We start from the raw sequence: 25,268 nt of genomic DNA, 5'->3' as shown, positions 1-25,268 counted from the left end.
GGAGCCGAAATGCTCCGGCTTTTTTTCCGCCGGGCCTCAGAGTTTTTTCAGCATCACGATTTCACAATCCGTGTGTCCGGTGTTGCCAAGTGGCGCATCGAGCCGCTCAAAGCCCATAGATTCGTAAAGATGAATCGCTTCCTTCAGGCAGGCGGTTGTCTCTAGATAGCAGGCGGAATAGCCTTGTTGGCGGGCAAACTTCATGCCTTGGGCAGCCAGACGCCTTGCAAAACCACGGCCACGCAATTCTGGGCGGAAATACATTTTCTGTAATTCGCATATGCCTTTTTCGCCGGGCAAGGGCGCAATACCGCCGCCACCAAGAATTTTACCGTGTTGCTCAATCACCCAGTAGGCCGCATTGTCGGCTTTGTAATTTTCGCTTAACACATCAAGTGTGGGGTCGGCGACACCATAGCCTCTATCGGCTGTCAGGCCATACTCTTCCGACACGCTACGGATCACCGCAGCCATAGCGGCATTGTCAGCAGGCTCTAACAGGCGAAGGGTAAATCCTTTTTGGCGTTCGCTTTGCGCCATGGCGCGGTTATAGCGGTGCAGCGAGCGGGACAGGGCTTCGATTTCATCAGTATCAAGCTGCTCAAGATACAGGGCGATTTGCTGGTTGATACCGTGGTGGTGTTCATCCAGCCGTGCTTTTCCTGCATCAGACAGGCTATATTTCGGCTGATTACTCTGGACATCAATGTGGGAAGTGACGTTGTCGTTGTTGATAAGGATGGCAAGCGTCCGGTTGGCGTTGGCCACATCTATGTTTAGCCGCTCAGCCAGTTCAGTGGCACTCATCGCTTCCTGTTCGAGCTCGATCATCACGTGGCATTGCACGGTGGTAAGGCCTGCAGTGCCGTATATGTTATCCAACAAGCCACGGTGGCGAAGAAGTTGGCGGACGAGGGATCTGATTTCAACCGGACCTGTAGGCATTGCATCTCCATTTTATACTGAGTGTGTCACTTTCCTGCGTGGTTTACTGCTATTGAGTAAGCAGACATGCGACACCGAAGCGTTCCGTATCGCACTAAATTCAGCCGTTTGATTCATTTACCCGGTATCACCCTGAACAGGGCAGGCGAAGCGATTATGATGACAGAAACGGCATCATGAACATCATACGGAAACTGCACAATAAATCAGTTAATGAAGTATTGGCTATGGAAAATAAAATCACCGAGAGTTTGAGTGACGCCTGAAATGAAAACAGGTCAGCCAAGGCTGCCCTGTTTCGTGAGGAATGCTGTGGGTGGTTATAGCACCATCGTATGGTGGTGGCATTGCATTTTCAAGCGTGATTTATGCTGCCAGACTCGTTCGTGGACATAGTACGCCATGGTGTTAATGCATGGCTCAATCATTGCCATTACGCTGCCAATCAGGATATCACCGGTCAACAGATACACGACACCGAATGCCACACTGAAGTGGACGATCGCGAAACTGATGGTTTTGCGGCCAGGATCGCTGGCAAAAGTGCGTTTCAGCCAGTTGCTTTCCCAGGCTTTTTCGTGGAAGAAAAATGCCACAGTATTGACCATAGGTTCGATCATGGCAATCAAGCTACCCAGTAGAATGTCACCGGTCAACACGTACGCAACGGTAAAAGCAACGGTAAAGTGGATTGTTGCAAAGCTGATGGTCTTTTTCATAACGAACTCCTCACTGGATGATGGATTCATTATTGCAAATAATTCTCATTTGTAAATACGGTTTCTGTGAATTGATTTGATAGGTTTAAGCTATTAAAGTGGTCGGGGTAGAAATACCAAGAAGGAGAGGAAATGGGGGCGAAAGGGAAGGCGATTGGAATGTACAAAAAAAGCTGATGGTTTCCCATCAGCTTTTGAATCATCACCTTACAGGAGGAAATTACAGTGCAGCGATCACAGCTTTCTGTTCTTCCAACTTGGTCAGGGTTTCTGCGTAACCTTCGAGTTTCGCACGCTCGGCAGCAACAACCGCTTCCGGTGCTTTCGCAACAAAGCCCTGGTTGTTCAGCTTGCCTTCAACGCGTTTGATTTCGCCCTGAGTCTTGGCGATTTCTTTGTCCAGACGTGCCAGCTCAGCATCTTTGTCAATCAGGCCTGCCATTGGGATCATCAGGGTTGATTTACCAACCAGTGCAGTCGCGCACGCCGGAGTTTCTTCACCGGCTGCCAGGATACGGATGCCTTCCAGCTTTGCCAGCGACATCAGTACCTGCTTGCTTGCTTCAACACGCGCCGCGTCTTTTTCATCAGCCGCTTTCAGCATCACATCCAGAGGCTTGCTTGGTGCGATATCGTACTCGGCACGCAGGTTGCGGATAGCGGTAATGAAACCTTTCACCCATTCGATGTCAGCCAGCGCAGTGTCGTTGAACTGCGCGTCGTCATACTGCGGCAATGCCTGCAGCATAATGGTGTCGCCTTCCACGCCGTCTACCAGCGGCTTCACGCTCTGCCAGATAGATTCCGTAATATATGGGATCACTGGATGTGCCAGACGCAGGGTCTTTTCAAGCACAGTGATCAGCGTGTGACGGGTCGCGCGCTGTTGTGCTTCCGTGCCTTTCCACAGCACCGGTTTGGTCAGCTCAAGGTACCAGTCACAGAATTGGTTCCAGATAAACTCGTACAGGGTGTTCGCGGCCATATCCAGACGGAAGTTCTCGATATGGGCATTGAACTCTTTCGCTGCCAGCTGGAACTGGGATTCAATCCACTTGTCGGCCAGTGAGAATGCCATCTCGCCGCCCTTCATGCCGCAATCCTGATCTTCGGTGTTCATCAGCACATAACGGCTTGCATTCCACAGCTTGTTACAGAAGTTGCGGTAACCCTCGAGACGCTTCATGTCCCAGTTGATGTCACGGCCAGTAGATGCCATCGCTGCCAGGGTGAAACGCAGCGCGTCAGTACCGTACGCTTCGATACCGTTTTCGAAGGTCTTACGGGTATTCTTTTCGATCTTGGCGGCCAGTTGTGGCTGCATCATGTTGCCGGTACGTTTTTCTACCAGTGATTCCAGATCAATACCGTCAATCATGTCGATAGGGTCAAGTACGTTACCCTTGGACTTTGACATCTTGTCGCCGTTTTCATCACGGATAAGGCCGGTGACGTAAACGGTCTTGAACGGAACCTGTGGCTTGCCGTCTTCATCTTTGATGAAGTGCATGGTCATCATGATCATGCGCGCCACCCAGAAGAAGATGATGTCGAAACCGGTCACCAGAACGTCAGTCGGGTGGAAGGTTTTCAGCTCAGGGGTTTGTTGTGGCCAGCCCAGTGTTCCGAACGTCCATAGCGCAGATGAGAACCAGGTATCCAGTACGTCTTCGTCCTGACGCAGGACAACGACGGGTGCCAGACCGTGTTTCGCACGGACTTCTTCTTCATTGCGGCCTACGTAGACGTTGCCGTCGTTGTCGTACCATGCAGGAATGCGGTGACCCCACCACAGCTGACGGGAGATACACCAGTCCTGGATGTCCCGCATCCACGCGAAGTACATGTTTTCGTACTGTTTAGGTACGAACTGGATATCGCCGTTTTCAACCGCTTCAACCGCAGGTTTTGCCAGCGTTGCTGTACGCACGTACCACTGGTCAGTCAGCATTGGCTCGATTACCACGCCGCCACGGTCGCCGTAAGGCACGGTCAGGTCGTGATCTTTGATCTCATCCAGCAGGCCCAGTTCTTCGAATTCCGCCACGATCGCTTTACGTGCAGCGAAACGCTCCATGCCACGGTATTTTTCTGGCAATTCGCTGCTGTAGACATCGCTTGGTTCACCATTGGTGGTGAACACTTCCGCTGCATCACGGATGTCAGCGTTGAAGGTCAGGATGTTGATCATCGGCAGCTGGTGGCGTTTACCCACTTCGTAGTCATTGAAGTCGTGCGCAGGGGTGATCTTGACACAGCCTGTGCCTTTCTCCATGTCTGCATGCTCGTCGCCCACGATAGGAATGCGGCGGTTGACGATAGGCAGGATGATCTCTTTTCCAATCAGATCTTTATAGCGTGGGTCTTCAGGGTTAACCGCCACGCCGGTATCACCCAGCATGGTTTCTGGACGGGTGGTTGCTACTACAATGTAGTCTTTGCCGTCAGCGGTTTTTACACCGTCAGCCAGTGGGTAGCGGAAGTGCCACATGTGGCCTTTCACGTCTTTGTTTTCTACTTCCAGATCGGAAATGGCTGTGTGCAGTTTCGGGTCCCAGTTAACCAGACGCTTACCACGGTAGATAAGGTCGTCTTCGTACAGGCGTACAAACACTTCCTGAACGGCTGCGTAGAAACCATCATCCATGGTGAAGCGCTCACGATCCCAGTCTACAGACGCACCCAGACGGCGCAGCTGTTTGGTGATCGTGCCACCGGATTCGTTTTTCCACTCCCAAATCTTGTCGATGAAGGCATCACGGCCGTAGTCGTGCTTGGTCTTGCCTTCTTCTGCCGCGATCTTGCGCTCAACAACCATTTGAGTCGCGATACCGGCGTGGTCAGTACCAACCTGCCACAGGGTGTTTTTGCCCTTCATGCGCTCGCAGCGGATCAGGGTGTCCATGATGGTATCCTGGAACGCATGGCCCATGTGCAGGCTGCCCGTGACGTTGGGTGGTGGGATCATAATGCTGTAGGCAGCTTTCGATGTGTCACCGTGAGGCTTGAAGTAGCCGGCCTCTTCCCAGCGCTGGTACAGCGCTTTTTCGATTGATGTTGGGTTGTATGTCTTTTCCATAGCGCTCTTGATGGACTGATTTAATGGGACATTTCTTCAATGGCGAGCGTGCGCATTTGGCGCCCCGCCATGCGGTAAATTTTGTAGCGTTCCCGAGCCTGTTGCTTGAGAGCGTCTTCGCAAGGCACGAAGTCTACCACTTGTGCAAAGGAAGGCGCAAAAGTTGCTGCTTCTTGCGCCAGATTTATCAGCACATGCCGGTGGCCGGAATGACGTACGCCGGGCCAGCCAATTTCAACCTGTGCTCCCCCCCGGGGGCCTTCGCCAACCAGATTATGCGGTACAAAACCCTCCGCAGGTTGTTGCCATAATGCTTCATCAATGGCTTCTGCCTGGGGCTTGTCTGCCGCAGTGATAAACACTTTCATACCCTGTTGGCAAAAAAGGGCAGACAACTGACAGACTTTTTCCAACATCCGCAGGGAAGGATTGTTGTGCGATTCATCCAGTAGGTAGAAGGTCGCCATGCCTGTCATTGGTTTTTCCTCTTGTGCCGTTTGGTGTGGCGGTATTTTGCTCGCTCAGTGTGCGTTGTGTTGACGGTTGACGCAACAAAAAGCCAGCAATAAAAAAGGAGGCCGAGGCCTCCTTTTCTCTATGTGCAGGTTTATTCTGCAACTTCAAGGCCGGAGCGGTTCAACAGGAATTGGACCAGTAGTGGGACAGGACGGCCTGTTGCCCCTTTATTCTGACCGCCTTTGAAAGAGGTGCCGGCCACATCCAGATGTGCCCAGTTGTACTTCTTGGCAAAGCGTGACAGGAAGCAGCCTGCGGTAATAGTGCCGCCGCCTGGACCACCGATATTTGCCATATCTGCGAATGGGCTCTTCAGCTGTTCTTGATACTCTTCGGTCATTGGCAAGCGCCATGCGCGGTCGCCAGCTTGTTCAGACGCATTCACGATTTCGTGTGCCAGTGGGTTGTGGTTAGAAATCAAACCACTGATATGGTGGCTGAGTGCCACGATACACGCACCGGTGAGGGTCGCCACATCAATCACACATTCCGGCTCGTAACGCTCGACATAGGTCAGGGCATCACAAAGAACCAGACGACCTTCTGCGTCTGTGTTCAGCACTTCAACCGTCTGACCAGACATGGTGGTCAAAATATCACCGGGGCGATAGGCGTGGCCATCGGGCATGTTTTCACACCCTGCCAACACTCCCACCACGTTGATCGGCAAGTCGAGTTTTGCCAGTGCTTTCATGGCACCGAACACTGCCGCTGCGCCGCACATGTCGTATTTCATTTCGTCCATGTTGGCAGCCGGTTTCAGCGAAATCCCGCCAGCGTCAAACGTCAGGCCTTTACCGACCAGAACAATCGGTTTTGCGTCTGGGTCTGGATGGCCCTTATATTCCATGATAGACATCATGGATTCATTTTTTGAACCTTGGCCCACAGCAAGGTATGAGGTCATACCCAACTCTTTCATTTCCTGCTCACCAATGATCTTGGTGCTGACTTTCTCGAAGTCATCTGCCAGACGGCGAGCCTGGGAAGCCAGATAAGCAGGGTTTGCCACGTTAGGTGGCATATTACCGAGGTCTTTACAGGCATTCACACCGGATGCTACTGCCAGACCATGTGATATAGCACGTTCACCCAGATTCAGTTCACGACGGGTAGGTACGTTAAAGACCAGTTTTCGCAGTGGACGGCGTGTTTCCGGTTTTACGCTCTTGAATTGGTTGAAGGTGTAGAGTGTGTCTTTGGTGCTTTCAACCGCCTGACGCACTTTCCAGTAGGTATCTCGGCCTTTAACGTGCAATTCGGTCAGGAAACACACCGCTTCCATTGAACCGGTTTCGTTCAGGGTGTTAATGGTGTTTTTGATGATTTCTTTGTATTGGCGCTCACCCAGCTCACGCTCTTTACCGCAACCGACCAGAAGCACACGCTCAGACAGCACATTAGGAACGTGATGCAACAGCAGCATCTGGCCAGGCTTGCCTTCGAGGTCCCCACGGCGCAGCAGGCTACTGATGTAACCGTCGCTGATCTTGTCCAGTTGCTCTGCAACCGGTGACAGGCGGCGTGGTTCAAATACACCGACAACGATACATGCACTGCGCTGTTTCTCGGGGCTCCCGCTTTTTACACTGAACTCCATGCGTACTCCTACATCCTAAAGACAAGTGGGGCTAAATGTTGGATAATGCCCGCTTTATCGGAACTCGAAACACTGTTCGACGTAAATTTCATTAAGCAGGTCAACACTTGGCCGAAAGATTAAAAAACAACTGATTTACCGAAAAACTATAGCGATTCGAGTAAAAAAACAAGTTTTCTAAAGGTAAAACGCCGTGATTATTGTTCGGTATTTGATCCGAGAAACAGTAAAAACGCAACTTGCGGTGCTTTTTGTGCTGTTTCTGGTCTTTTTTAGCCAAAAATTTATCCGGGTGCTGGCGAATGCGACAGATGGCTCAATTCCGGGCGGTGATGTGTTAACCCTGGTGGGGTTGTATATGCCTTCAATGGGCATGTTGATGCTGCCACTCAGTCTATATATCGGCATTTTGATCACTTTTGGCCGTCTGTACGCAGAAAGCGAAATTACCGTGATGAATGCAACAGGGATCGGAAACAAATTCCTGATCCGTGCGGCGTTATATCTGGCAATCATTACCGGCAGTGTAGCGGCGTTTAACGCGTTATGGCTGACACCTTGGGCTAACGACAAAGAAGTCAAAGTGATGGAAAGTTTGGAAGCCGATACCGGTTTGGAACTTTTAGTTCAGGGAAAAATCCAGACCACTCCGGATGGGCAGGCGGTAGTGTATGTCAATGATATTACCGGAGACGGTAAAGATTTGCATAAAGTTTTTATTGCCCAGCCAGTTCCCCGTGGCACTTTGCGCCCGAATGTCGTGGTGGCTGAGAAAGGCTTTATTTCTGAGTTGCCAGATGGTCGTCAGGTGCTGGATTTGAATAACGGTATCCGTTATGAAGGTGTACCGACCCTGCTCGACTATACCGTTACGGATTATGAAAATTATCAAGTGTTGATTGGCCAGCGTGAAGTTCGCCAGAAAAACCGGGACTGGGATGCGATGCCCACCCAGATACTCGTCAATGAATCTTCTCCCCGCGCACAGGCCGAGTTGCAGTGGCGTATTTCTCTGGTGCTCTGTATTCCACTGATGACCATGATTGTGGTGCCACTTTCTGCCGTGAATCCCCGTCAGGGACGTTTTGCCAAGCTGTTCCCGGCAGTGTTGATTTACCTTGCGTATTTCCTTTCTATCAGCGCGGCGAAATCGGCGGTTGAAGAAGGGAAGTTACCGGCCGAAATCGGCCTTTGGAGTGTCAACCTGATTGCCTTGCTGGTCGCCCTGATGCTCATCAGCTGGGATACCATGCCTGTGCGTAAAATGAGATACCGTTTGAGGAGAGCAGCCTGATGTTCAAAATCCTCGACCTTTATATCGGCCGCACCATTATTGCCACCACATCACTTTGTCTGGCAACACTGGTAGGGCTTTCTGCCATCATCAAGTTTGTTGAGCAGCTTCGTTCTGTGGGTGAGGGCTCCTTTACCATGATGACAGCGGTGCAGTATGTACTTTTGAGTATGCCCCGTGATATCGAGATGTTCTTCCCGATGGCTGTGCTCCTTGGGGCATTGATTGGTCTGGGTACCCTGGCCTCAAGCTCTGAGCTGGTGGTGATGCAGGCGGCCGGTTTCTCCAAGCTGGATATTGGCCTTTCTGTACTGAAAACTGCGATGCCGTTGATGTTGGTCGTTTTGGCGCTTGGGCAATGGGGCGCGCCGGATGCGCAAAAAGCGGCGCGTGAACTGCGTGCATTTGCGAAATCCGGTGGCAATGTCATGTCTGTCAGACGTGGCGTCTGGGCAAAAGACGGCAGTGATTTCATTTATATTGCCCGGACTGACCAGCAAGAATCACTGGTTGGTGTGAACATCTGGAAGTTTGATGACACTCAGACGCTGAAAGCCCAAGTGTTTGCCGAACAGGCAAGGTATTTAGATAAAGATAGCTGGATGTTGGAAAATGTCACCGTCACTCACTTTGATGGTCCGGTGAAGATCAATGAAACCACCGAGAAACAACTGGCCTGGAAGACCACGCTGACGCCTGAAAAACTCTCTATCGTCACGGTGAAACCGGAGGAGCTTTCCCTCAGTGGCGTATACAGTTATGTGGATTACCTGAAAGCGTCGGAGCAGGATGCTTCCCGCTATGAATTGGCGTTATGGCGTAAAGTGCTTCAGCCGCTCTCTATTGGTGTCATGATGCTACTGGCGCTGAGCTTTGTTTTTGGCCCACTTCGTTCTGTGACGATGGGGGCGAGGGTGTTGTCCGGGGTGATTTTCGGCTTTGCCTTCTATATTTCCAACGAAGTGTTTGGCCCGATGACCTTGGTCTACAACCTGCCACCATTTGTGGGTGCTATTGCGCCTAGCCTGGCTTTTATCGGGGTAACGCTTTACCTGCTAAACAGAAAGCTTTAGCGCTTTACCTAAAAAGAAGAGGGAGCCAATGGGCTCCCTCTTTACTTGACTTGAACTACTTCGTTTTCACTGTCTCGATTTTAATCACCTGACTGTTTGAGAAGTGATCCTGAAACGCCCGGTTATTCCTGTCAAACAACGCCAACAGGTTACCGATGCCAAGGCAAGATGTCGTCATGCGGATCAGTGCTTGGGTAAACGTGATATTGCCACCAAACTCACTGACGACTTTGAGTTTCCATGCCCTCATGCCAACAGTCTGACCTGCCCGGGTCCAGAAATAACCATAAAACCCTGCAGCAATGGCAAAGACATAGATAGTGAAGAAGGGACTGATTACAGGGTCTCGGGTCAGGTAGTCGCTGACATCTGCATAGCCTTCAATCGAGAAACCCAACTGCACCGCTACCGCAACTGCACCAACAACCAGCGCAATGGCTAGCATCTCAACAGCGATAAGCACGAGAAAATCATAAAGCCAGGCGCCAAAGCGTCTGAAAAAGCTGGCGCCCTTAGGTACGCTGTATTGTGGGGAGGAGTTAGCCATTGTATTGTCCTAGAAATGAGTGCTTTGTGTAGTTTACCAGCCTTACAGACCGTGTTGAATGCGTAAAAACAGGCCAGATAGTACGTGTTTATAGCAGTGTGGTGAAAAAAGAAACGATCGGAAGGGTTTTGTGAATTAGACGCTTGCTTCGATACGTTGCTTGCGTATAATTGCTCGCACTTGCCCGGGTGGCGAAATTGGTAGACGCAGCGGATTCAAAATCCGCCGGTGGTGACACTGTGCCGGTTCAAGTCCGGCCCCGGGCACCAATTTCCGGAAAGCCCCAGTCGAAAGACTGGGGCTTTTTTCGTTTTAGGTCTTTGCATATCCACCCTAAAACACTCTCTTTGTTACGATCTTTCCTTCTAAGCCTTATTTATTGAAGTGTTAACTTATTGCTCTTACCCTCCTAATTATCTTCAATATGAAAACGCCCCATAACAATTGGATTCTTTGGAGCGAACTTGGAGAGTATCAATAACTTCTTGCTGGGGGGTAAAGTGTGCTTCATTTCATTTTTCTTAGTATATCTGAGCTGAATATTGATGGAGAACTATTCATTTTTGTATTTTTTGATGGATTTATGACCGTTTGATTCGGTTTTTCGAAATTATTTGTTTTTGGCTATTGCCAATGAAAATGAACGCCCTATAATGCGCTGCATCGACACGGCGAGCCTCTAACGAGGCAGGTGAGCCGGTCAATGTTCTTTAACAATTTGACCTATGCAATCTGTGTGGGCACTCGTCATTGATAGACAAAAGATTTATCAACGAACTGAGTGACCAATTCAAATTGGTACAGCCTTGAGCTGTTTTGATTTCACGTTTTCAAACGTGAAAACCAATAAGAGCACAGTCAATTTATATCAGTATTCGTTGAGCCGCCTTTGTTCACTTTTTCAAAGTGAGGAAGGGCAGAAAAGATTCTAATTGAAGAGTTTGATCATGGCTCAGATTGAACGCTGGCGGCAGGCCTAACACATGCAAGTCGAGCGGCAGCGACATGAGCAATCCTTCGGGTGCGTTCATGGGCGGCGAGCGGCGGACGGGTGAGTAAAGGCTGGGAACCTGCCCTGACGAGGGGGATAACCACTGGAAACGGTGGCTAATACCGCATAATGTCTTCGGACCAAAGAGGGGGACTTTCGGGCCTCTCGCGTCAGGATGGGCCCAGTTGGGATTAGCTGGTTGGTGAGGTAAAGGCTCACCAAGGCGACGATCCCTAGCTGGTTTGAGAGGATGATCAGCCACACTGGAACTGAGACACGGTCCAGACTCCTACGGGAGGCAGCAGTGGGGAATATTGCACAATGGGCGCAAGCCTGATGCAGCCATGCCGCGTGTGTGAAGAAGGCCTTCGGGTTGTAAAGCACTTTCAGCCGTGAGGAAGGTAGCGTAGTTAATACCTGCGTTACTTGACGTTAGCGGCAGAAGAAGCACCGGCTAACTCCGTGCCAGCAGCCGCGGTAATACGGAGGGTGCGAGCGTTAATCGGAATTACTGGGCGTAAAGCGCATGCAGGCGGTCTGTTAAGCAAGATGTGAAAGCCCCGGGCTTAACCTGGGAGTGGCATTTTGAACTGGCAGGCTAGAGTCTTGTAGAGGGGGGTAGAATTTCAGGTGTAGCGGTGAAATGCGTAGAGATCTGAAGGAATACCGGTGGCGAAGGCGGCCCCCTGGACAAAGACTGACGCTCAGATGCGAAAGCGTGGGGAGCAAACAGGATTAGATACCCTGGTAGTCCACGCTGTAAACGATGTCTACTTGGAGGCTGTGGTCTAGAACCGTGGCTTTCGGAGCTAACGCGTTAAGTAGACCGCCTGGGGAGTACGGTCGCAAGATTAAAACTCAAATGAATTGACGGGGGCCCGCACAAGCGGTGGAGCATGTGGTTTAATTCGATGCAACGCGAAGAACCTTACCTACTCTTGACATCCTCAGAAGCCGGAAGAGATTCTGGTGTGCCTTCGGGAACTGAGAGACAGGTGCTGCATGGCTGTCGTCAGCTCGTGTTGTGAAATGTTGGGTTAAGTCCCGCAACGAGCGCAACCCTTATCCTTGTTTGCCAGCACTTCGGGTGGGAACTCCAGGGAGACTGCCGGTGATAAACCGGAGGAAGGTGGGGACGACGTCAAGTCATCATGGCCCTTACGAGTAGGGCTACACACGTGCTACAATGGTGCATACAGAGGGCAGCGAGACCGCGAGGTGGAGCGAATCCCAGAAAGTGCATCGTAGTCCGGATTGGAGTCTGCAACTCGACTCCATGAAGTCGGAATCGCTAGTAATCGTGGATCAGAATGCCACGGTGAATACGTTCCCGGGCCTTGTACACACCGCCCGTCACACCATGGGAGTGGGCTGCACCAGAAGTAGATAGCTTAACCTTCGGGAGGGCGTTTACCACGGTGTGGTTCATGACTGGGGTGAAGTCGTAACAAGGTAGCCCTAGGGGAACCTGGGGCTGGATCACCTCCTTACTGATACTATGAATGAGAGTGTCCACACAGATTGTATAGGTTGAAAATGTAAAGAGTGGTTGAGGTACCCAAACCTCAACAAAGGTTGTGTCCCATTCGTCTAGAGGCCTAGGACACCGCCCTTTCACGGCGGTAACAGGGGTTCGACTCCCCTATGGGACGCCATTGGGTCGTTAGCTCAGTTGGTAGAGCAGTTGACTTTTAATCAATTGGTCGCAGGTTCGAATCCTGCACGACCCACCATCTTCACCACTGGGGATGTAAAACAAACAATGTGGGCGATTAGCTCAGTTGGGAGAGCACCTCCCTTACAAGGAGGGGGTCACTGGTTCGAGCCCGGTATCGCCCACCACTTTTGGGGCTATAGCTCAGCTGGGAGAGCGCTTGATTTGCATTCAAGAGGTCTGCGGTTCGATCCCGCATAGCTCCACCACGCTTTAAGTGTTCTTACGAGAATATTTAAAAAGTGGTTGTTCGACAGAACACATCACATGCTCTTTAACAATCTGGAAAGCTGACTAAACAACTTTGTTTCTACGGAAATAAAGATTGTTTGTAAAAGTTCTCAAAGGTTAACTCTTAGGAGTTAACACCAAACACATTCACGTGTTCTTGGAATTTGAGTCCGGCGAAATCGTTCATGTAAATGAACACCTTGGTTGTTTGAACCTACGAAACCTCTTGGGGTTGTAGGGTTAAGTGACTAAGCGTACACGGTGGATGCCTGGGCAGTCAGAGGCGATGAAGGACGTAGTAACTTGCGATAAGCCCAGATAAGGCAGTAACAGCCACTTGAGTCTGGGATTTCCGAATGGGGAAACCCACTGGCATAAGCCAGTATCATTAACTGAATACATAGGTTAATGAGGCGAACTCGGGGAACTGAAACATCTAAGTACCCGAAGGAAAAGAAATCAATTGAGATTCCGGCAGTAGCGGCGAGCGACCCCGGACCAGCCCTTAAGCTGATTGTGAGTTAGTGGAAGCCACTGGAAAGTGGCGCGATACAGGGTGATAGCCCCGTACACGACAACGCACAGTGAGTGAAAACGAGTAAGACGGGACACGTGTTATCTTGTCTGAAGATGGGGGGACCATCCTCCAAGGCTAAATACTCCTGACTGACCGATAGTGAACCAGTACCGTGAGGGAAAGGCGAAAAGAACCCCTGTGAGGGGAGTGAAATAGAACCTGAAACCGTGTACGTACAAGCAGTGGGAGCCCTATCACCAAAGTGCTTATCCGAGCATGAAGGTGACAGCGTGAAGTGAATTCACACTGTTGTCGTTGCGTTGTTTGCAACGACAAACCTCAAAAATCAAGCAGTAGGCTTGAGTGCTTTGGGATAGGGTGACTGCGTACCTTTTGTATAATGGGTCAGCGACTTACGTTATGTAGCAAGGTTAACCGTATAGGGGAGCCGTAGGGAAACCGAGTCTTAACTGGGCGATGTAGTTGCATGACGTAGACCCGAAACCGGGTGATCTAGCCATGGGCAGGTTGAAGATTGAGTAACATCAATTGGAGGACCGAACCGACTAATGTTGAAAAATTAGCGGATGACTTGTGGCTAGGGGTGAAAGGCCAATCAAACCCGGAGATAGCTGGTTCTCCCCGAAAGCTATTTAGGTAGCGCCTCGGACGAATACTACTGGGGGTAGAGCACTGTTAAGGCTAGGGGGTCATCCCGACTTACCAACCCTTTGCAAACTCCGAATACCAGTAAGTAGTATCCGGGAGACACACGGCGGGTGCTAACGTCCGTCGTGGAGAGGGAAACAACCCAGACCGCCAGCTAAGGTCCCCAAGTTATCGCTAAGTGGGAAACGATGTGGGAAGGCTCAGACAGCCAGGATGTTGGCTTAGAAGCAGCCATCATTTAAAGAAAGCGTAATAGCTCACTGGTCGAGTCGGCCTGCGCGGAAGATGTAACGGGGCTAAGCGATACACCGAAGCTGCGGCAGTGTGTTTAGGCACATTGGGTAGGGGAGCGTTCTGTAAGCCGTAGAAGGTGTGCTGTAAGGCATGCTGGAGGTATCAGAAGTGCGAATGCTGACATGAGTAACGATAAAGGGGGTGAAAAACCTCCTCGCCGGAAGACCAAGGGTTCCTGTCCAACGTTAATCGGGGCAGGGTAAGTCGGCCCCTAAGGCGAGGCCGAAAGGCGTAGTCGATGGGAAACGGGTTAATATTCCCGTACTGCTGATAACTGCGATGGGGGGACGGAGAAGGCTAGGTGGGCCTCGCGACGGTTGTCGAGGTTCAAGTGCGTAGGTAGGTGAGTTAGGCAAATCCGGCTTGCTATATACTGAGACACGATGTCGAGACACCACGGTGTTGAAGTCATTGATGCCCTGCTTCCGGGAAAAGCCTCTAAGCTTCAGGTTATCAGTAACCGTACCCCAAACCGACACAGGTGGTCGGGTAGAGAATACCAAGGCGCTTGAGAGAACTCGGGTGAAGGAACTAGGCAAAATGGTACCGTAACTTCGGGAGAAGGTACGCTGCCCGCGGTGAAGTCCCTGGCGGATGGAGCTATGGGCAGTCGCAGATACCAGGTGGCTGCAACTGTTTATTAAAAACATAGCACTGTGCAAACTCGAAAGAGGACGTATACGGTGTGACGCCTGCCCGGTGCTGGAAGGTTAATTGATGGGGTTATCCTTAGGGAGAAGCTCTTGATCGAAGCCCCAGTAAACGGCGGCCGTAACTATAACGGTCCTAAGGTAGCGAAATTCCTTGTCGGGTAAGTTCCGACCTGCACGAATGGCGTAATGATGGCCACGCTGTCTCCACCCGAGACTCAGTGAAATTGAAATCGCAGTGAAGATGCTGTGTACCCGCGGCTAGACGGAAAGACCCCGTGAACCTTTACTACAGCTTGGCACTGAACATTGAGCCTACATGTGTAGGATAGGTGGGAGGCTTGGAAGCGGTGACGCCAGTTGCCGTGGAGCCATCCTTGAAATACCACCCTTGTATGTTTGATGTTCTAACTTGGCCCCATAATCTGGGGTGAGGACAGTGTCTGGTGGGTAGTTTGACTGGGGCGGTCTCCTCCCAAAGCGTAACGGAGGAGCACGAAGGTGGGCTAATCACGGTCGGACATCGTGAGGTTAGTGCAATGGCAAAAGCCCGCTTGACTGCGAGAATGACGGTTCGAGCAGGTGCGAAAGCAGGTCATAGTGATCCGGTGGTTCTGAATGGAAGGGCCATCGCTCAACGGATAAAAGGTACTCCGGGGATAACAGGCTGATACCGCCCAAGAGTTCATATCGACGGCGGTGTTTGGCACCTCGATGTCGGCTCATCACATCCTGGGGCTGAAGTCGGTCCCAAGGGTATGGCTGTTCGCCATTTAAAGTGGTACGCGAGCTGGGTTTAGAACGTCGTGAGACAGTTCGGTCCCTATCTGCCGTGGGCGTTGGAGAATTGAGAGGGGCTGCTCCTAGTACGAGAGGACCGGAGTGGACGAACCTCTGGTGTTCGGGTTGTCACGCCAGTGGCATTGCCCGGTAGCTAAGTTCGGAATTGATAACCGCTGAAAGCATCTAAGCGGGAAGCGAGCCTCGAGATGAGTTCTCCCTAAGGCTAAAAGCCTTCTAAAGGGTTGTTGGAGACGACGACGTAGATAGGTCAGGTGTGTAAGTGCTGTGAGGCATTGAGCTAACTGATACTAATTGCCCGTGAGGCTTAACCCTACAACACCCAAGGGGTTTTGACGGACTCAAGTAAGAACACAAAGAGTGTGTAAAGAGAGAGAGCGGTTGCTAGGACCTAGGAAGAGCAACCGCGGTCAGTTTTCCAAGATTTTAATGGGGAGTTCCCAGGGCCTAGTCACCTAGGACCGAGAACCCCGATACAGAATTTGCTTGGCGACCATAGCGCTTTGGACCCACCTGACTCCATGCCGAACTCAGAAGTGAAACAGAGCAGCGCCGATGGTAGTGTGGGGTCTCCCCATGTGAGAGTAGGACATCGCCAGGCTTCTAATTTTCTTTCGCTTTTTAAAAAAGTGAAGACAAAAAGTACGACGAGAAGGCCATCCGCAAGGATGGCCTTTTTGCGTTGCCTTGACTAACTAATCACAAATTCAAGGTATAGTTTGTAGCAATCCCTTACCTGAGATAAAGCCTGAATAAAATAATATGACTTAGAACTCATATTGGCATCGGGTTTCATGCTGAGATGATGGGAAGAGTGAGGCCATGGAGAGAAGTAATGAAAACAAAATTGGTTTTAGCGATGCCAGTTTTACTGCTAAGTGCATGTACATCCCCATTGCCATACCACTATGCCTGTGATGACGGACAGACATTTGGCGCGATGATGATGTCAGATTATGCCGTTGTTCATGTTGATGGTACTGAATACGAGCTTTCACGCATTCGTTCGGCGTCTGGCGTGTTATATGAGTCAGAAAATGGTTCAGTCAAGCTTCATACCAAAGGTGATGAGGCGTTGCTGGTTGTCGGAGAGCGATCATTGCAGGCATGCACACTGAGCAGATAAAAGCAAGGGTAGCCAAGCAGCTACCCTTGTTGCGAAAACCTTTCGGTTTGCATGAATGAACAGCACTGTTGCCAATCATTGCCCAATGATAGTTAAACGTACAGGAACTCTTTGATCTGGTGTACCAGCGCCTCGGCAGTCTCTTTGTCTTCCCACTCTACGAAAATACGCAGCAGGGGTTCTGTGCCTGAAAAGCGTGCCAAGGCCCAGCCGCCATTTTTGAAGTAAACCTTCAAGCCGTCGGCATAGCTGACTTTTTCAATTTCGTAAGCAAATTCAGGCAGGGCTTTTTCTACATAAATCTTGTTGTAAAGCACTTCACGCTGGGATGCCTTGAAGGTGCAATCGCCTTCTGCGGTATAGGCGTAGCCGTACTTTCCGTAGATTTCGTCAAGCAGCTCTGACAGTTTCTTACCTGTCACGCTGATCATTTCCACCAGCAAGCTTGAAGCAAATACCCCGTCTTTACCCTTGATATGACCTCGGATTGTCAGCCCACCAGAGCTTTCGCCCCCGATGAGTGAATCATCTGCTTCCATTTGTGAGCTGATATGCTTGAAGCCAACCGGTACTTCGAAGCTTTTTTCATTATGATCAGCGGCAACCTTATCCAGCAGGTGAGTTGTAGCAATGTTACGCACCACTGAACCTTTCCAGCCTTTGTATTCAAGCAGGTAGTAATAAAGCAGAAGCAATACTTCGTTCGGGTGAATAAAGTTGCCTTTTTCGTCGATGATGCCGAGGCGGTCTGCGTCGCCATCAGTACCAATACCAATATCATACCCTTCATGGGCAACCAGGTGCTTCAGGCGATAAAGCGTCGCGGCACTCGGTGATGGCATCAGACCACCAAAGCCTGGGTTTGCTCCGTCGTTGATGACGTCAACATCACAGCGGCCAGAGATCAGAACCGTTTGCAGGGCGTTTTTCGCCACACCGAACATAGGGTCGATCAGTACACGCAGGTTGGCTTTTTTGATCGCTTCAATGTCGATGAAATTGATGATCGAATCCACGAACTCGTTCATCGGGTTGATTATCTTGATCAATCCCGCTTCAACGGCCTCTTCAAAATCGATGATTTTGATATCGCTTGGCTGAAGTTGACTGATCTGTGTTTCAATCTTTGCCGTGATCACTTCATCGGCATCGCGGCCCCCTTTTATGAAGACTTTTATGCCGTTGTAGTCTGCAGGGTTGTGAGAAGCCGTGATGCAGGCAGAGTAGTGGGTTTCCATTTCTTTTGCCTTGAACATCACAATGGGTGTTGGCACATATTTGTCGATAAAGCTGACGGTAACGCCGTTTGCCGCCAAGACTTCTGCAAACCAGGCCGCGGCCTTGTCAGACAGGAAACGGCGGTCGTAACCAATCACAAAGCCAGGTTCAACAGCATTCTCGTTCAGCATGATGTTGGCAAGGCTCTGGGCAACAAGGCGCACGTTGTCACGGGTAAACTCTTCGCCAATCAGGGCACGCCAGCCGCCGGTACCAAATTGAATCATGGTGGAACTCCTTTAAACCGAGAAAAGGGGGCGCAAAGGCCCCGGCTTTTTGATTAACCCAGAACAACAATCACTTCGTTTACAGAACCTTCTGCCTGTGCAGGAATTGCGCCTTCAACAGGTTGACCGTTCAGGGTGACGGATTTCACGCCTTTGCTGACACCATTTGGGTTCTGTACCTTAATTTGGTACATCGCGCCGCGCCACTCACGGTTCACTTCAAAACCTGGCCAGCTGGTTGGGATACACGGATTCACGGTCAGGCCATCAAAACCGGTTTGCACACCCAAAATGAAGTTGGTAACGGCGAAGTATGCCCAGCCCGAGGTGCCTGTCAGCCAAGGGTGGTTAGCACGGCCATGGTTTACATGGTCACGGCCCATAATGAACTGGACGTAAGAATAAGGTTCAGCGACACGCGTCTCGATGATGTCGTTTTGGTTGTAGGGGTTCAGCGCATCGTAGAACTTCATGGCACGGTCACCGCGTCCCAGTTTGGCTTCAGCAACCCATGCCCATGGGTTTGGATGTGAGAAGATCGCACCGTTTTCTTTTACACCCTGATAAACACGGGTGACGAAGCCGATATCGTCATTGGGTGTCGCAAACGAAGGGGAGTTCAGGTGCAGGCCATATTCAGAGAACAGGTTCTCATCGACAGCATCCATCGCTTTCTCACCACGGTCCTGGGAGGCGAGGCCTGAGAGAACCGCCAAGGTGTTTGACTCAAGGTGGATTCGCCCTTCGGTTTGCTGTGCAGTACCAATCTTTTCGCCGTCTTTGGTCAGGCCACGGATATACCAGCCGCCCTCTTCATCCCAAAGATGGGTTTCACAGGCTTCACGCACGTTGGCAGCCATCACGGTATATTTCTGGACGTCATCGTGGTTGCCTTTGTACTTCGCCAGCTCGATAAACTCTTGCAGCGCCCAGAAGTGCAGGAAAGACACCATGGCTGACTCACCGCCGCCCAGGTTCAGGCAGTCGTTCCAGTCCGCGCGCAACCCTTTACAGATACCGGTTTGGCCGACGTATTCTGCAGAGAAATCCAGTGCCGCTTTCATGTGCTCATAAACAGTGGCGCTTCCGCCGTCTGCGTATGGGATCACTTCATCAAGGAAACCTTCCTCACCGGTTTCAGTGATGTAATTAATGATGGTGGGTACGATCCACAGGTGATCATCAGAACAGGTGTCCTCGATTCCGTGGATCTTGTCTTCGTCACTTGGGGTAGGCACAACGGTCGGTGACTTGGACGGTTTAACGTCCGCTTTCTCTGGATCGAACCAGTCTGGATCGAAAAGGTGCAGACCATAACCTGCTTTTACCTGGCCGCGCAGCAGGTCAACCAGACGCTTGCGGGTCATTGCCGGGTTTGAATGCGGTACAGAGATCGCATCCTGCGCAGTGTCGCGATAACCAAGGCCGGTACGTCCACCCACTTCAATGAAAGAAGCAAAGCGTGACCACACCACACAGGTTTCTGCCTGATACAGGGTCCATGCGTTGATCATGGTGTCCAGACCTTCGTTGGGTGATTTCACCTGGAACTTGCTGCAACGGCTGTCCCAGTGGGCTTTGATATCGGCAAATGCCGCATCTACGTTGGCGAAATCCTGATATTTCGTGCGCAGGCGCTGACCTTCACCTTTGCCAATACCCAGAATAAAGATGAAGCGCACTTCTTCACCCGGTTGGATAACGAATTGCTTGTGCAACGAACCGCAGTGGTTGTAGCAGGTTTGTACGTGGTTAGAACAATGGCCACGCTCAACAGCAACAGGGTTGGCTTCATCACGGTACAGACCGAGGAAACTGTCGCGCTGGCCATCATAGCTGTCAGGATCGAAGCTTGATGCCAGGTAGTAGAAGCCTTCGTAGTCGTTGGTGTTGTAGTACAGGTCGTATTCAATCACGCCATCGTTGTACGAAGTCCCTGCAGAATACAGGCTCATCTGGTGGTTCTGGTTATCTGACTGGATGTGGCTGAATGAGAACTCGACAAAGGAGAATGCGCTGATGGTACGTGGTTTGTCGTCGTCATTCTTGATCTTCACATCCCAGATCTGTGCGTCTTCACCTTTCGGTACGAACAGGGTTTTCTGGGCGGTAATGCCGTTGTACTCACACTTGAATTTGGAATAAGACAAGCCATGACGTACTTCGTATTTCGCTTCTTTCAGGCTCTTTGCCACGGGTTGCCAGGAGATTGACCAGTAATCGCCGGTTTCGTCATCACGCAGGTAGACATAATGCCCCGGACGGTCGAAGGTGGCGTTTGGGCGAAATTTGGTTACGCGGTTGTACTCAGGGCTGTTATAGAACGAGTAACCACCTGCGTTGTGTGAAATGACGGTGCAGAATTTCTCTGTACCCAGATAGTTGGTCCATGGCGCCGGTACATCAGGACGGGTAATGACATATTCCCGGTTGTCGTTATCAAAGAAGCCGTAATTCATGGCGTATTTCCTTCTACAAATCTCAAAAATTGAAGTAATTACCGACGATAGTTAATACCCAGACGATCCAGGTATTGCAGTTGTCCGCTAAGACGGGCCTGAAAATCAGCCCAGTCTCGCTGTTCTTTGGCGCTCCAGCACACTTCTGCAATCGCCAGAAGGCGAGGGTAGATCATGTACTCGAAGCGGCTTTGGCTGTTGATCATCTCGCACCAGAGTGCGCATTGAATGCCTTTCACCTGGGTAAATTCCTCGGGGGTGACGTCAGAATTGGCGAAAGGCTCATAGTGGTAGGCTTTCTCCAGAGGTACTTTGCAGGCCCAGTCTGTGCCTGGCTCACAGGCTGAATAGTCCTGTGCCATGTCCAGATAAGTTTCCTGACCGGGTTGGAGCACAACCGGGTATCCGTTGCGAACGCAGTCGATACCGGATTGTTCGCTTACCCAGGAGAAGATCACGGTGTCTTTGCTGACCTTGTCGCCAAACACTGCTTCCTCCCAGCCAAACATTTGCTTGCCTTTGGTGCTGAGGAAGTTCTCAGCATGGCGAAGCAGATGTCCTTGTAGATCTTTAAAATCTTTGTAGCCGTGGGTTTTCATTAATGCCCGGCAGGCTGGGCTATTCGTCCAGACACCTTCGGGGACTTCGTCGGCACCGATATGAACGTACGGTGCAGGGAAGAGTTCACACACTTCCTTCAGTACCGTTTCAATAAAGGTGTACGTGCCTTTAAGGCCCGGATTGAGGACGTTATCGGTGTAGTTCTGAATACTGCGATACACGGAGGTATCAGCGTCCTCTACCAGTAACTGCGGCAGCGACTTGATGGCGGCACGGCAGTGCCCCGGAATATCAATCTCGGGCACCACAGTAATGCCGCGCTGCGCGGCATAGGCGATAACCTCACGGATGTCATCTTTGGTGTAAAACCCGCCGTGAATTTTTGAAAGCGAGGTGTATTGAGGCTCGAGTGTTTCAAACGGACCCCGCCACGCACCGATTTCTGTGAGCTCAGGATAGGCATCAATCTGGATGCGCCAGCCTTCATCATCGGTCAAGTGCCAGTGGAAGTGGTTGAACTTGAAACGGGCCAGTTGGTTTATCAAGTCTTTTACGCGGTTCACTGGATGGAAGTGGCGCACACAATCCAGCATCATGCCGCGGTAACCGAAGCGTGGATGATCTTCAATCTCGACACAAGGCAGAGCGTAATCGAAATAGTGGCGGTGTGATGCCTGCACCGGCAATAATTGAAGCACTGTTGCAACACCATAGGTGAAACCGTTGCTGTCGGAAGCAGAAATCACCACACCTTGCAGTGTTACGCTGACACGGTAGTGAGCGGGTTTCAGTTTGGTATCCTGAAGCAGGCGGATCTGACCCTCCTGTTTAATGCTCACGTCGCGGCGCAGGTGCTTGGACATTTCATCGGCCAGCCACAGAGCGGCCGGTTTGCTGATGTCACAGCCAGAGACAATGGCCACGTCATCCGTCAGTGCAAACTGCCCTTGTTTGACTATCAGAGCTTTGGGCTGTGGGATCAGGTTGATGGCGTTGGGCGCTGGCAGTGTCAATGGGACACGTTCCGGCGTTTGCCGACCAAGGTTAATCACCGTGGTTTCTACCGGTATGGCGTTGACCCCTTCGTCTGTCGTGACCAGCAGGCAGGCGTCACCAATACCTTCATCATGGAGCGAGAACGGTTTGGTGGTATGGCTGAATTCCAGATAGAGATGGTCGTTAGCGTTTAGTGGCTCGCCCGTTTCAAAAATACACAAACTGCCAATTTGTTTTAAATTACCGTGTGACACACTGGCAGGTATCACATAACGGCTGACGGTGAAAGTCAGTTGCCAGTTTTGAATGTTGGTTTCAGACAGGTTATGAAGCACCAGCGCGAAACGACTCTCTTCGGGCTGTATATCAATAACATTGAGGTCTAGGCGAAAGTTCATGGCTTACCTCGGAAAAGGAAAAAGGTTGTGATCGCCGCGCGCCATCAAAATAGCGCCGGCCATGGCATCTGCCTGTGGGGGAACCAGCAAAGACTGAACGGCCGGGGATAGCCAGGGCACAATGCGTTCTCCAATGCTGCCCATCAGTGCGATCTGTTGGGCGCCTTTTCGATTGAGACCAAGGATCAGGCGTTCAATATCGGCGGCAGAGCCTTGCAGCAGCGCCATGGCGAGTGTGTCGCGCGCCATGGCCAGCTCGAAGATTTTCGGACTGAATTGACCGTAATCCCGGGGGGTAGCGGTTTTTGACCATGCAACAATGGCATCAATATCGTGGTTGAAATGCGCAAGGACATGATCAGACATCGCTGAAGGAGCACGAAGGCCATCGTACGCCAGCAAGGTCTCCTGGATCAGCCGAAGACCCATTACCGCGCCACCGCCTTGATCAGAGATAGGGAATTCACGGCCACCTACCACGTGCTGGTGGCCGTTTTCCAGATAGAGACCAACAGAGCCGGTTCCTGCAATCACGATCGCCCCGTTACCGCTACCAAATGCGCCCATACAGGCGCCATATCCATCCGTGTTGAGGGTCATGTGCATGTAAGGGTGAGGCAGCGCCATAAAGGCATACCAGGCTGACTTTTGCTCGGCAGCAGCAAGCGCAAGGCCGACCGACAGGGTAGATAAATCAAGGATGCCCGCTTGCTCAGCCGCCTGGGATATCGCACGTTGGATGTTTTCCATGGCGAGCTCTACTCCCAAGAGGATATTGGCGCTGCCGGTTTTGGCTTCACCCAAAAACTGACCGTTTCCGTCTACGATACGAGCTCGGCAGGATGTGCCGCCACCATCGACACCACAGTAGTAATTAGCCATAGGCGGCATCCTTCTTCTGCATCGCAATGGCTAACAGGTACCAGGCGGCGTGTGGGATCCATTGTTCCCCCCAGCGCCAGTTCTGTAGCATGTCGTCTTTTTGTCCCTGCGGGTTGAAAGCGATGTCATACTCGTTGTCAAAACCGGCGGTGATACCGTTGCAGATGCCACCTTTGGCATTGAAAAAGCCCAGATGGGGCAGGTAATCCGGGTTATTGTGGCCGTGACCGTCAAGCATACACATGTCGTAAGGGTTGAGACCCACAATCCAGTTCAGGGCATGCTGACCATATTCGCGGAGTCTGGCTTTTTGCGCGTCATCAGACACATAACCGGTGGCCATAAAGGCCATGGCGGCCAGTGAACCTAAGCGGGCATTCTCTCCTTGCCACCAGTAGCCGGTTTCATTGCGCTGGGCGATAAAGAAGCTGGTACGCTTTTCCTCATCGACATTCTTGATGTACTGGCGCGGATAGCCGAAAGGATTGTTCACTTCGGCAGTAATGTGGAGCTCAAAATCCAGCGCATGGAGAAGAATGCCTGTGAATTTTGCTTTCAGTGTGCTGTCACTTTCCACCTGAAGGTATTGCATCAATGAAATAGCGGGTAAGCCTGCTTCGGCCGCATGAAAATACGGGCGGGAGCCGTCACCATTGGCTGACCAGAAGTGATTAACGCGATCATCACTCTGTTGTTGCTCGCCAAGGCGGGTTGCCCAATAACGTGCTTCTTCAAGGTAGCGTTCACTGGCGGTGAGCGTGAACAGTTCGGTGGCTGCCAGCAGCGCGCAGTAAAAATCGATGGTGTTTTCCTGACCATCGTCCAGATAGGAAGGGTTGTTTTCCTTCAGGTGCCAGTAGCCGGTTTCTGCTGTTTGCTGGTAAGTCTCGACATCGTATTCGCCGTTCACACCGAAGCGTGCTGCAGCGGCAAGTGCGGCTATGGCAACGCCAGCCCCCTGACGAAAACCCGCCTGGTAGGCGCTGGTTTTATGGCCTTGCTGCGTCTCATAGGCACAGACTTCACGCTGGGTGGTGTCTTTGCTCCACTTATCAAAAATGGTCAGGTAGAAGAAACCTTCGGCGTCCTGCATACGAACCAGAAAATCTGCGCCAAACAGTGCTTCGTCATGCAGACGGGTTTTGGAAAATGGAGCCAGTTCTGAAGAAAGGGTATCCAGGGTAGTCAGCATATTCCAGACAACCATGGGAATTTGCTGGGGGTTTAGATAATTGGCATAAGAGAGGTGGCTGAGGTATTTACTGACGTCACCTGACGCATCATACCACCCACCATGAACATCAACGAGACGGTCGGTGCCGAAGATCGGCGTGGCGCGATCGCGTTGATCAAACGTGCCTGTACAACGCTGGGATTTAAAGTAGTGGATCACATCTGAAAAGGTGCGATCAAACAGGATACCGTCTGCGATAGAAAAAGCCGGAGACGACACGTCCCCGACTCTGACAAAGAAATCCCCACACATCTGGAGCGCAGAGAAATCAATACGGTAAACATCGCCGGTATGCCATTGGTCTACTGAACCACAAGCACAAACAGGCAGCTGCATCACTGATTGCCCTGTGTGGCAATCTACGATATCGGCGTGTGTTGCCGTTACTTCTTGCCTGGCAAGAATCAGCGCTTGCTTATTACCCAAGCGCTCGTAACCGATATGGTTGGTCAACAGCTGCATCTTAC

Annotated in this window: 14 protein-coding genes, 5 tRNA genes and 3 rRNA genes; 11 read left to right on the top strand and 11 right to left on the bottom strand. The window is 51.2% G+C overall.

What is annotated here, in order from left to right; all coding sequences use genetic code 11:
• Positions 1–36: 36 nt before the first annotated feature.
• From VHA_RS18670 to pepA, 5 genes are all read right to left on the bottom strand, one after another.
• Positions 37–945 carry a bifunctional helix-turn-helix transcriptional regulator/GNAT family N-acetyltransferase gene (locus VHA_RS18670; RefSeq protein WP_005503978.1) on the bottom strand — a complete coding sequence of 303 codons (909 nt, stop codon included), beginning with the start codon at positions 943–945 and terminating at the stop codon, positions 37–39.
• Between the two features lie 320 nt (positions 946–1,265).
• Positions 1,266–1,664, bottom strand: coding sequence for a DUF2061 domain-containing protein (locus tag VHA_RS10200; RefSeq protein WP_005503976.1), 399 nt, complete (start codon positions 1,662–1,664; stop codon positions 1,266–1,268).
• Between the two features lie 220 nt (positions 1,665–1,884).
• Positions 1,885–4,743 carry a valine--tRNA ligase gene (locus VHA_RS10195; RefSeq protein ID WP_005503975.1) on the bottom strand — a complete coding sequence of 953 codons (2,859 nt, stop codon included), beginning with the start codon at positions 4,741–4,743 and terminating at the stop codon, positions 1,885–1,887.
• 20 nt (positions 4,744–4,763) lie between these two features.
• Positions 4,764–5,219, bottom strand: a complete 456-nt coding sequence (locus VHA_RS10190) for a DNA polymerase III subunit chi (protein WP_005503974.1) — start codon at positions 5,217–5,219, stop codon at positions 4,764–4,766.
• Between the two features lie 131 nt (positions 5,220–5,350).
• Entirely contained in the window at positions 5,351–6,859 is a 1,509-nt protein-coding gene (gene pepA / locus VHA_RS10185) for a leucyl aminopeptidase (RefSeq protein ID WP_005503973.1), read from the bottom strand.
• 193 nt (positions 6,860–7,052) lie between these two features.
• On the opposite strand from pepA, the gene lptF reads away from it, so the two are divergent.
• Both lptF and lptG read left to right on the top strand, forming a co-directional pair.
• A complete protein-coding gene (gene lptF / locus VHA_RS10180; RefSeq protein WP_005503972.1) occupies positions 7,053–8,153 on the top strand; it encodes an LPS export ABC transporter permease LptF in 1,101 nt (366 codons plus the stop codon).
• Positions 8,153–9,226: an LPS export ABC transporter permease LptG gene (gene lptG, locus VHA_RS10175; protein ID WP_005503971.1), complete on the top strand. Its 1,074-nt coding sequence runs from the start codon at positions 8,153–8,155 to the stop codon at positions 9,224–9,226. The genes lptF and lptG overlap by 1 nt, the downstream gene beginning before the upstream one ends.
• A 55-nt stretch (positions 9,227–9,281) precedes the next feature.
• Here the strand turns inward: lptG and VHA_RS10170 are convergent, their stop codons facing one another.
• Positions 9,282–9,773, bottom strand: a complete 492-nt coding sequence (locus tag VHA_RS10170) for an RDD family protein (RefSeq protein WP_005503970.1) — start codon at positions 9,771–9,773, stop codon at positions 9,282–9,284.
• A gap of 182 nt (positions 9,774–9,955) precedes the next feature.
• On the opposite strand from VHA_RS10170, the gene VHA_RS10165 reads away from it, so the two are divergent.
• The 9 genes from VHA_RS10165 (at position 9,956) to VHA_RS10125 (ending at position 16,766) form a co-directional block, all read left to right on the top strand.
• A tRNA-Leu gene (locus VHA_RS10165) sits at positions 9,956–10,042 on the top strand.
• Between the two features lie 660 nt (positions 10,043–10,702).
• Positions 10,703–12,254 (top strand): 16S ribosomal RNA (locus VHA_RS10160).
• Positions 12,255–12,343: 89 nt separating this feature from the next.
• A tRNA-Glu gene (locus VHA_RS10155) sits at positions 12,344–12,419 on the top strand.
• 2 nt (positions 12,420–12,421) lie between these two features.
• Positions 12,422–12,497, top strand: a tRNA-Lys gene (locus VHA_RS10150).
• A gap of 33 nt (positions 12,498–12,530) precedes the next feature.
• Positions 12,531–12,606, top strand: a tRNA-Val gene (locus tag VHA_RS10145).
• A 5-nt stretch (positions 12,607–12,611) separates the two neighbouring features.
• Positions 12,612–12,687, top strand: a tRNA-Ala gene (locus tag VHA_RS10140).
• Between the two features lie 260 nt (positions 12,688–12,947).
• A 23S ribosomal RNA gene (locus VHA_RS10135) occupies positions 12,948–15,955 on the top strand.
• Between the two features lie 170 nt (positions 15,956–16,125).
• A 5S ribosomal RNA gene (gene rrf, locus VHA_RS10130) occupies positions 16,126–16,241 on the top strand.
• The 16S, 23S and 5S rRNA genes sit together here with 4 tRNA genes alongside, the layout of an rRNA operon.
• A 234-nt stretch (positions 16,242–16,475) precedes the next feature.
• A complete protein-coding gene (locus tag VHA_RS10125; RefSeq protein WP_040528615.1) occupies positions 16,476–16,766 on the top strand; it encodes an MliC family protein in 291 nt (96 codons plus the stop codon).
• A 92-nt stretch (positions 16,767–16,858) separates the two neighbouring features.
• Here VHA_RS10125 and VHA_RS10120 read toward each other — a convergent pair whose 3' ends face one another.
• Genes VHA_RS10120 through VHA_RS10100 form a run of 5 tightly spaced genes read right to left on the bottom strand, consistent with a single transcriptional unit; the run spans position 16,859 to position 25,263 of the window.
• Positions 16,859–18,271: a phosphoglucomutase/phosphomannomutase family protein gene (locus tag VHA_RS10120; RefSeq protein WP_005503968.1), complete on the bottom strand. Its 1,413-nt coding sequence runs from the start codon at positions 18,269–18,271 to the stop codon at positions 16,859–16,861.
• A 53-nt stretch (positions 18,272–18,324) separates the two neighbouring features.
• Positions 18,325–20,730, bottom strand: a complete 2,406-nt coding sequence (locus VHA_RS10115) for a glycoside hydrolase family 94 protein (RefSeq protein WP_005503967.1) — start codon at positions 20,728–20,730, stop codon at positions 18,325–18,327.
• 38 nt (positions 20,731–20,768) lie between these two features.
• A complete protein-coding gene (locus VHA_RS10110; protein WP_005503966.1) occupies positions 20,769–22,685 on the bottom strand; it encodes a beta-N-acetylhexosaminidase in 1,917 nt (638 codons plus the stop codon).
• Between the two features lie 3 nt (positions 22,686–22,688).
• Positions 22,689–23,567 carry a glucosamine kinase nucleotide-binding domain-containing protein gene (locus VHA_RS10105; RefSeq protein WP_005503965.1) on the bottom strand — a complete coding sequence of 293 codons (879 nt, stop codon included), beginning with the start codon at positions 23,565–23,567 and terminating at the stop codon, positions 22,689–22,691.
• Positions 23,560–25,263, bottom strand: a complete 1,704-nt coding sequence (locus VHA_RS10100; protein ID WP_005503964.1) for a glycoside hydrolase family 9 protein — start codon at positions 25,261–25,263, stop codon at positions 23,560–23,562. The genes VHA_RS10105 and VHA_RS10100 overlap by 8 nt, the downstream gene beginning before the upstream one ends.
• Positions 25,264–25,268: the final 5 nt, after the last annotated feature.

The organism is Grimontia hollisae CIP 101886, assembly GCF_000176515.1.
Classification (GTDB): domain Bacteria; phylum Pseudomonadota; class Gammaproteobacteria; order Enterobacterales; family Vibrionaceae; genus Enterovibrio; species Enterovibrio hollisae.
Note: the sequence above shows the minus strand (reverse complement) of the source record. Positions and strands in the feature narration are given on the sequence as shown.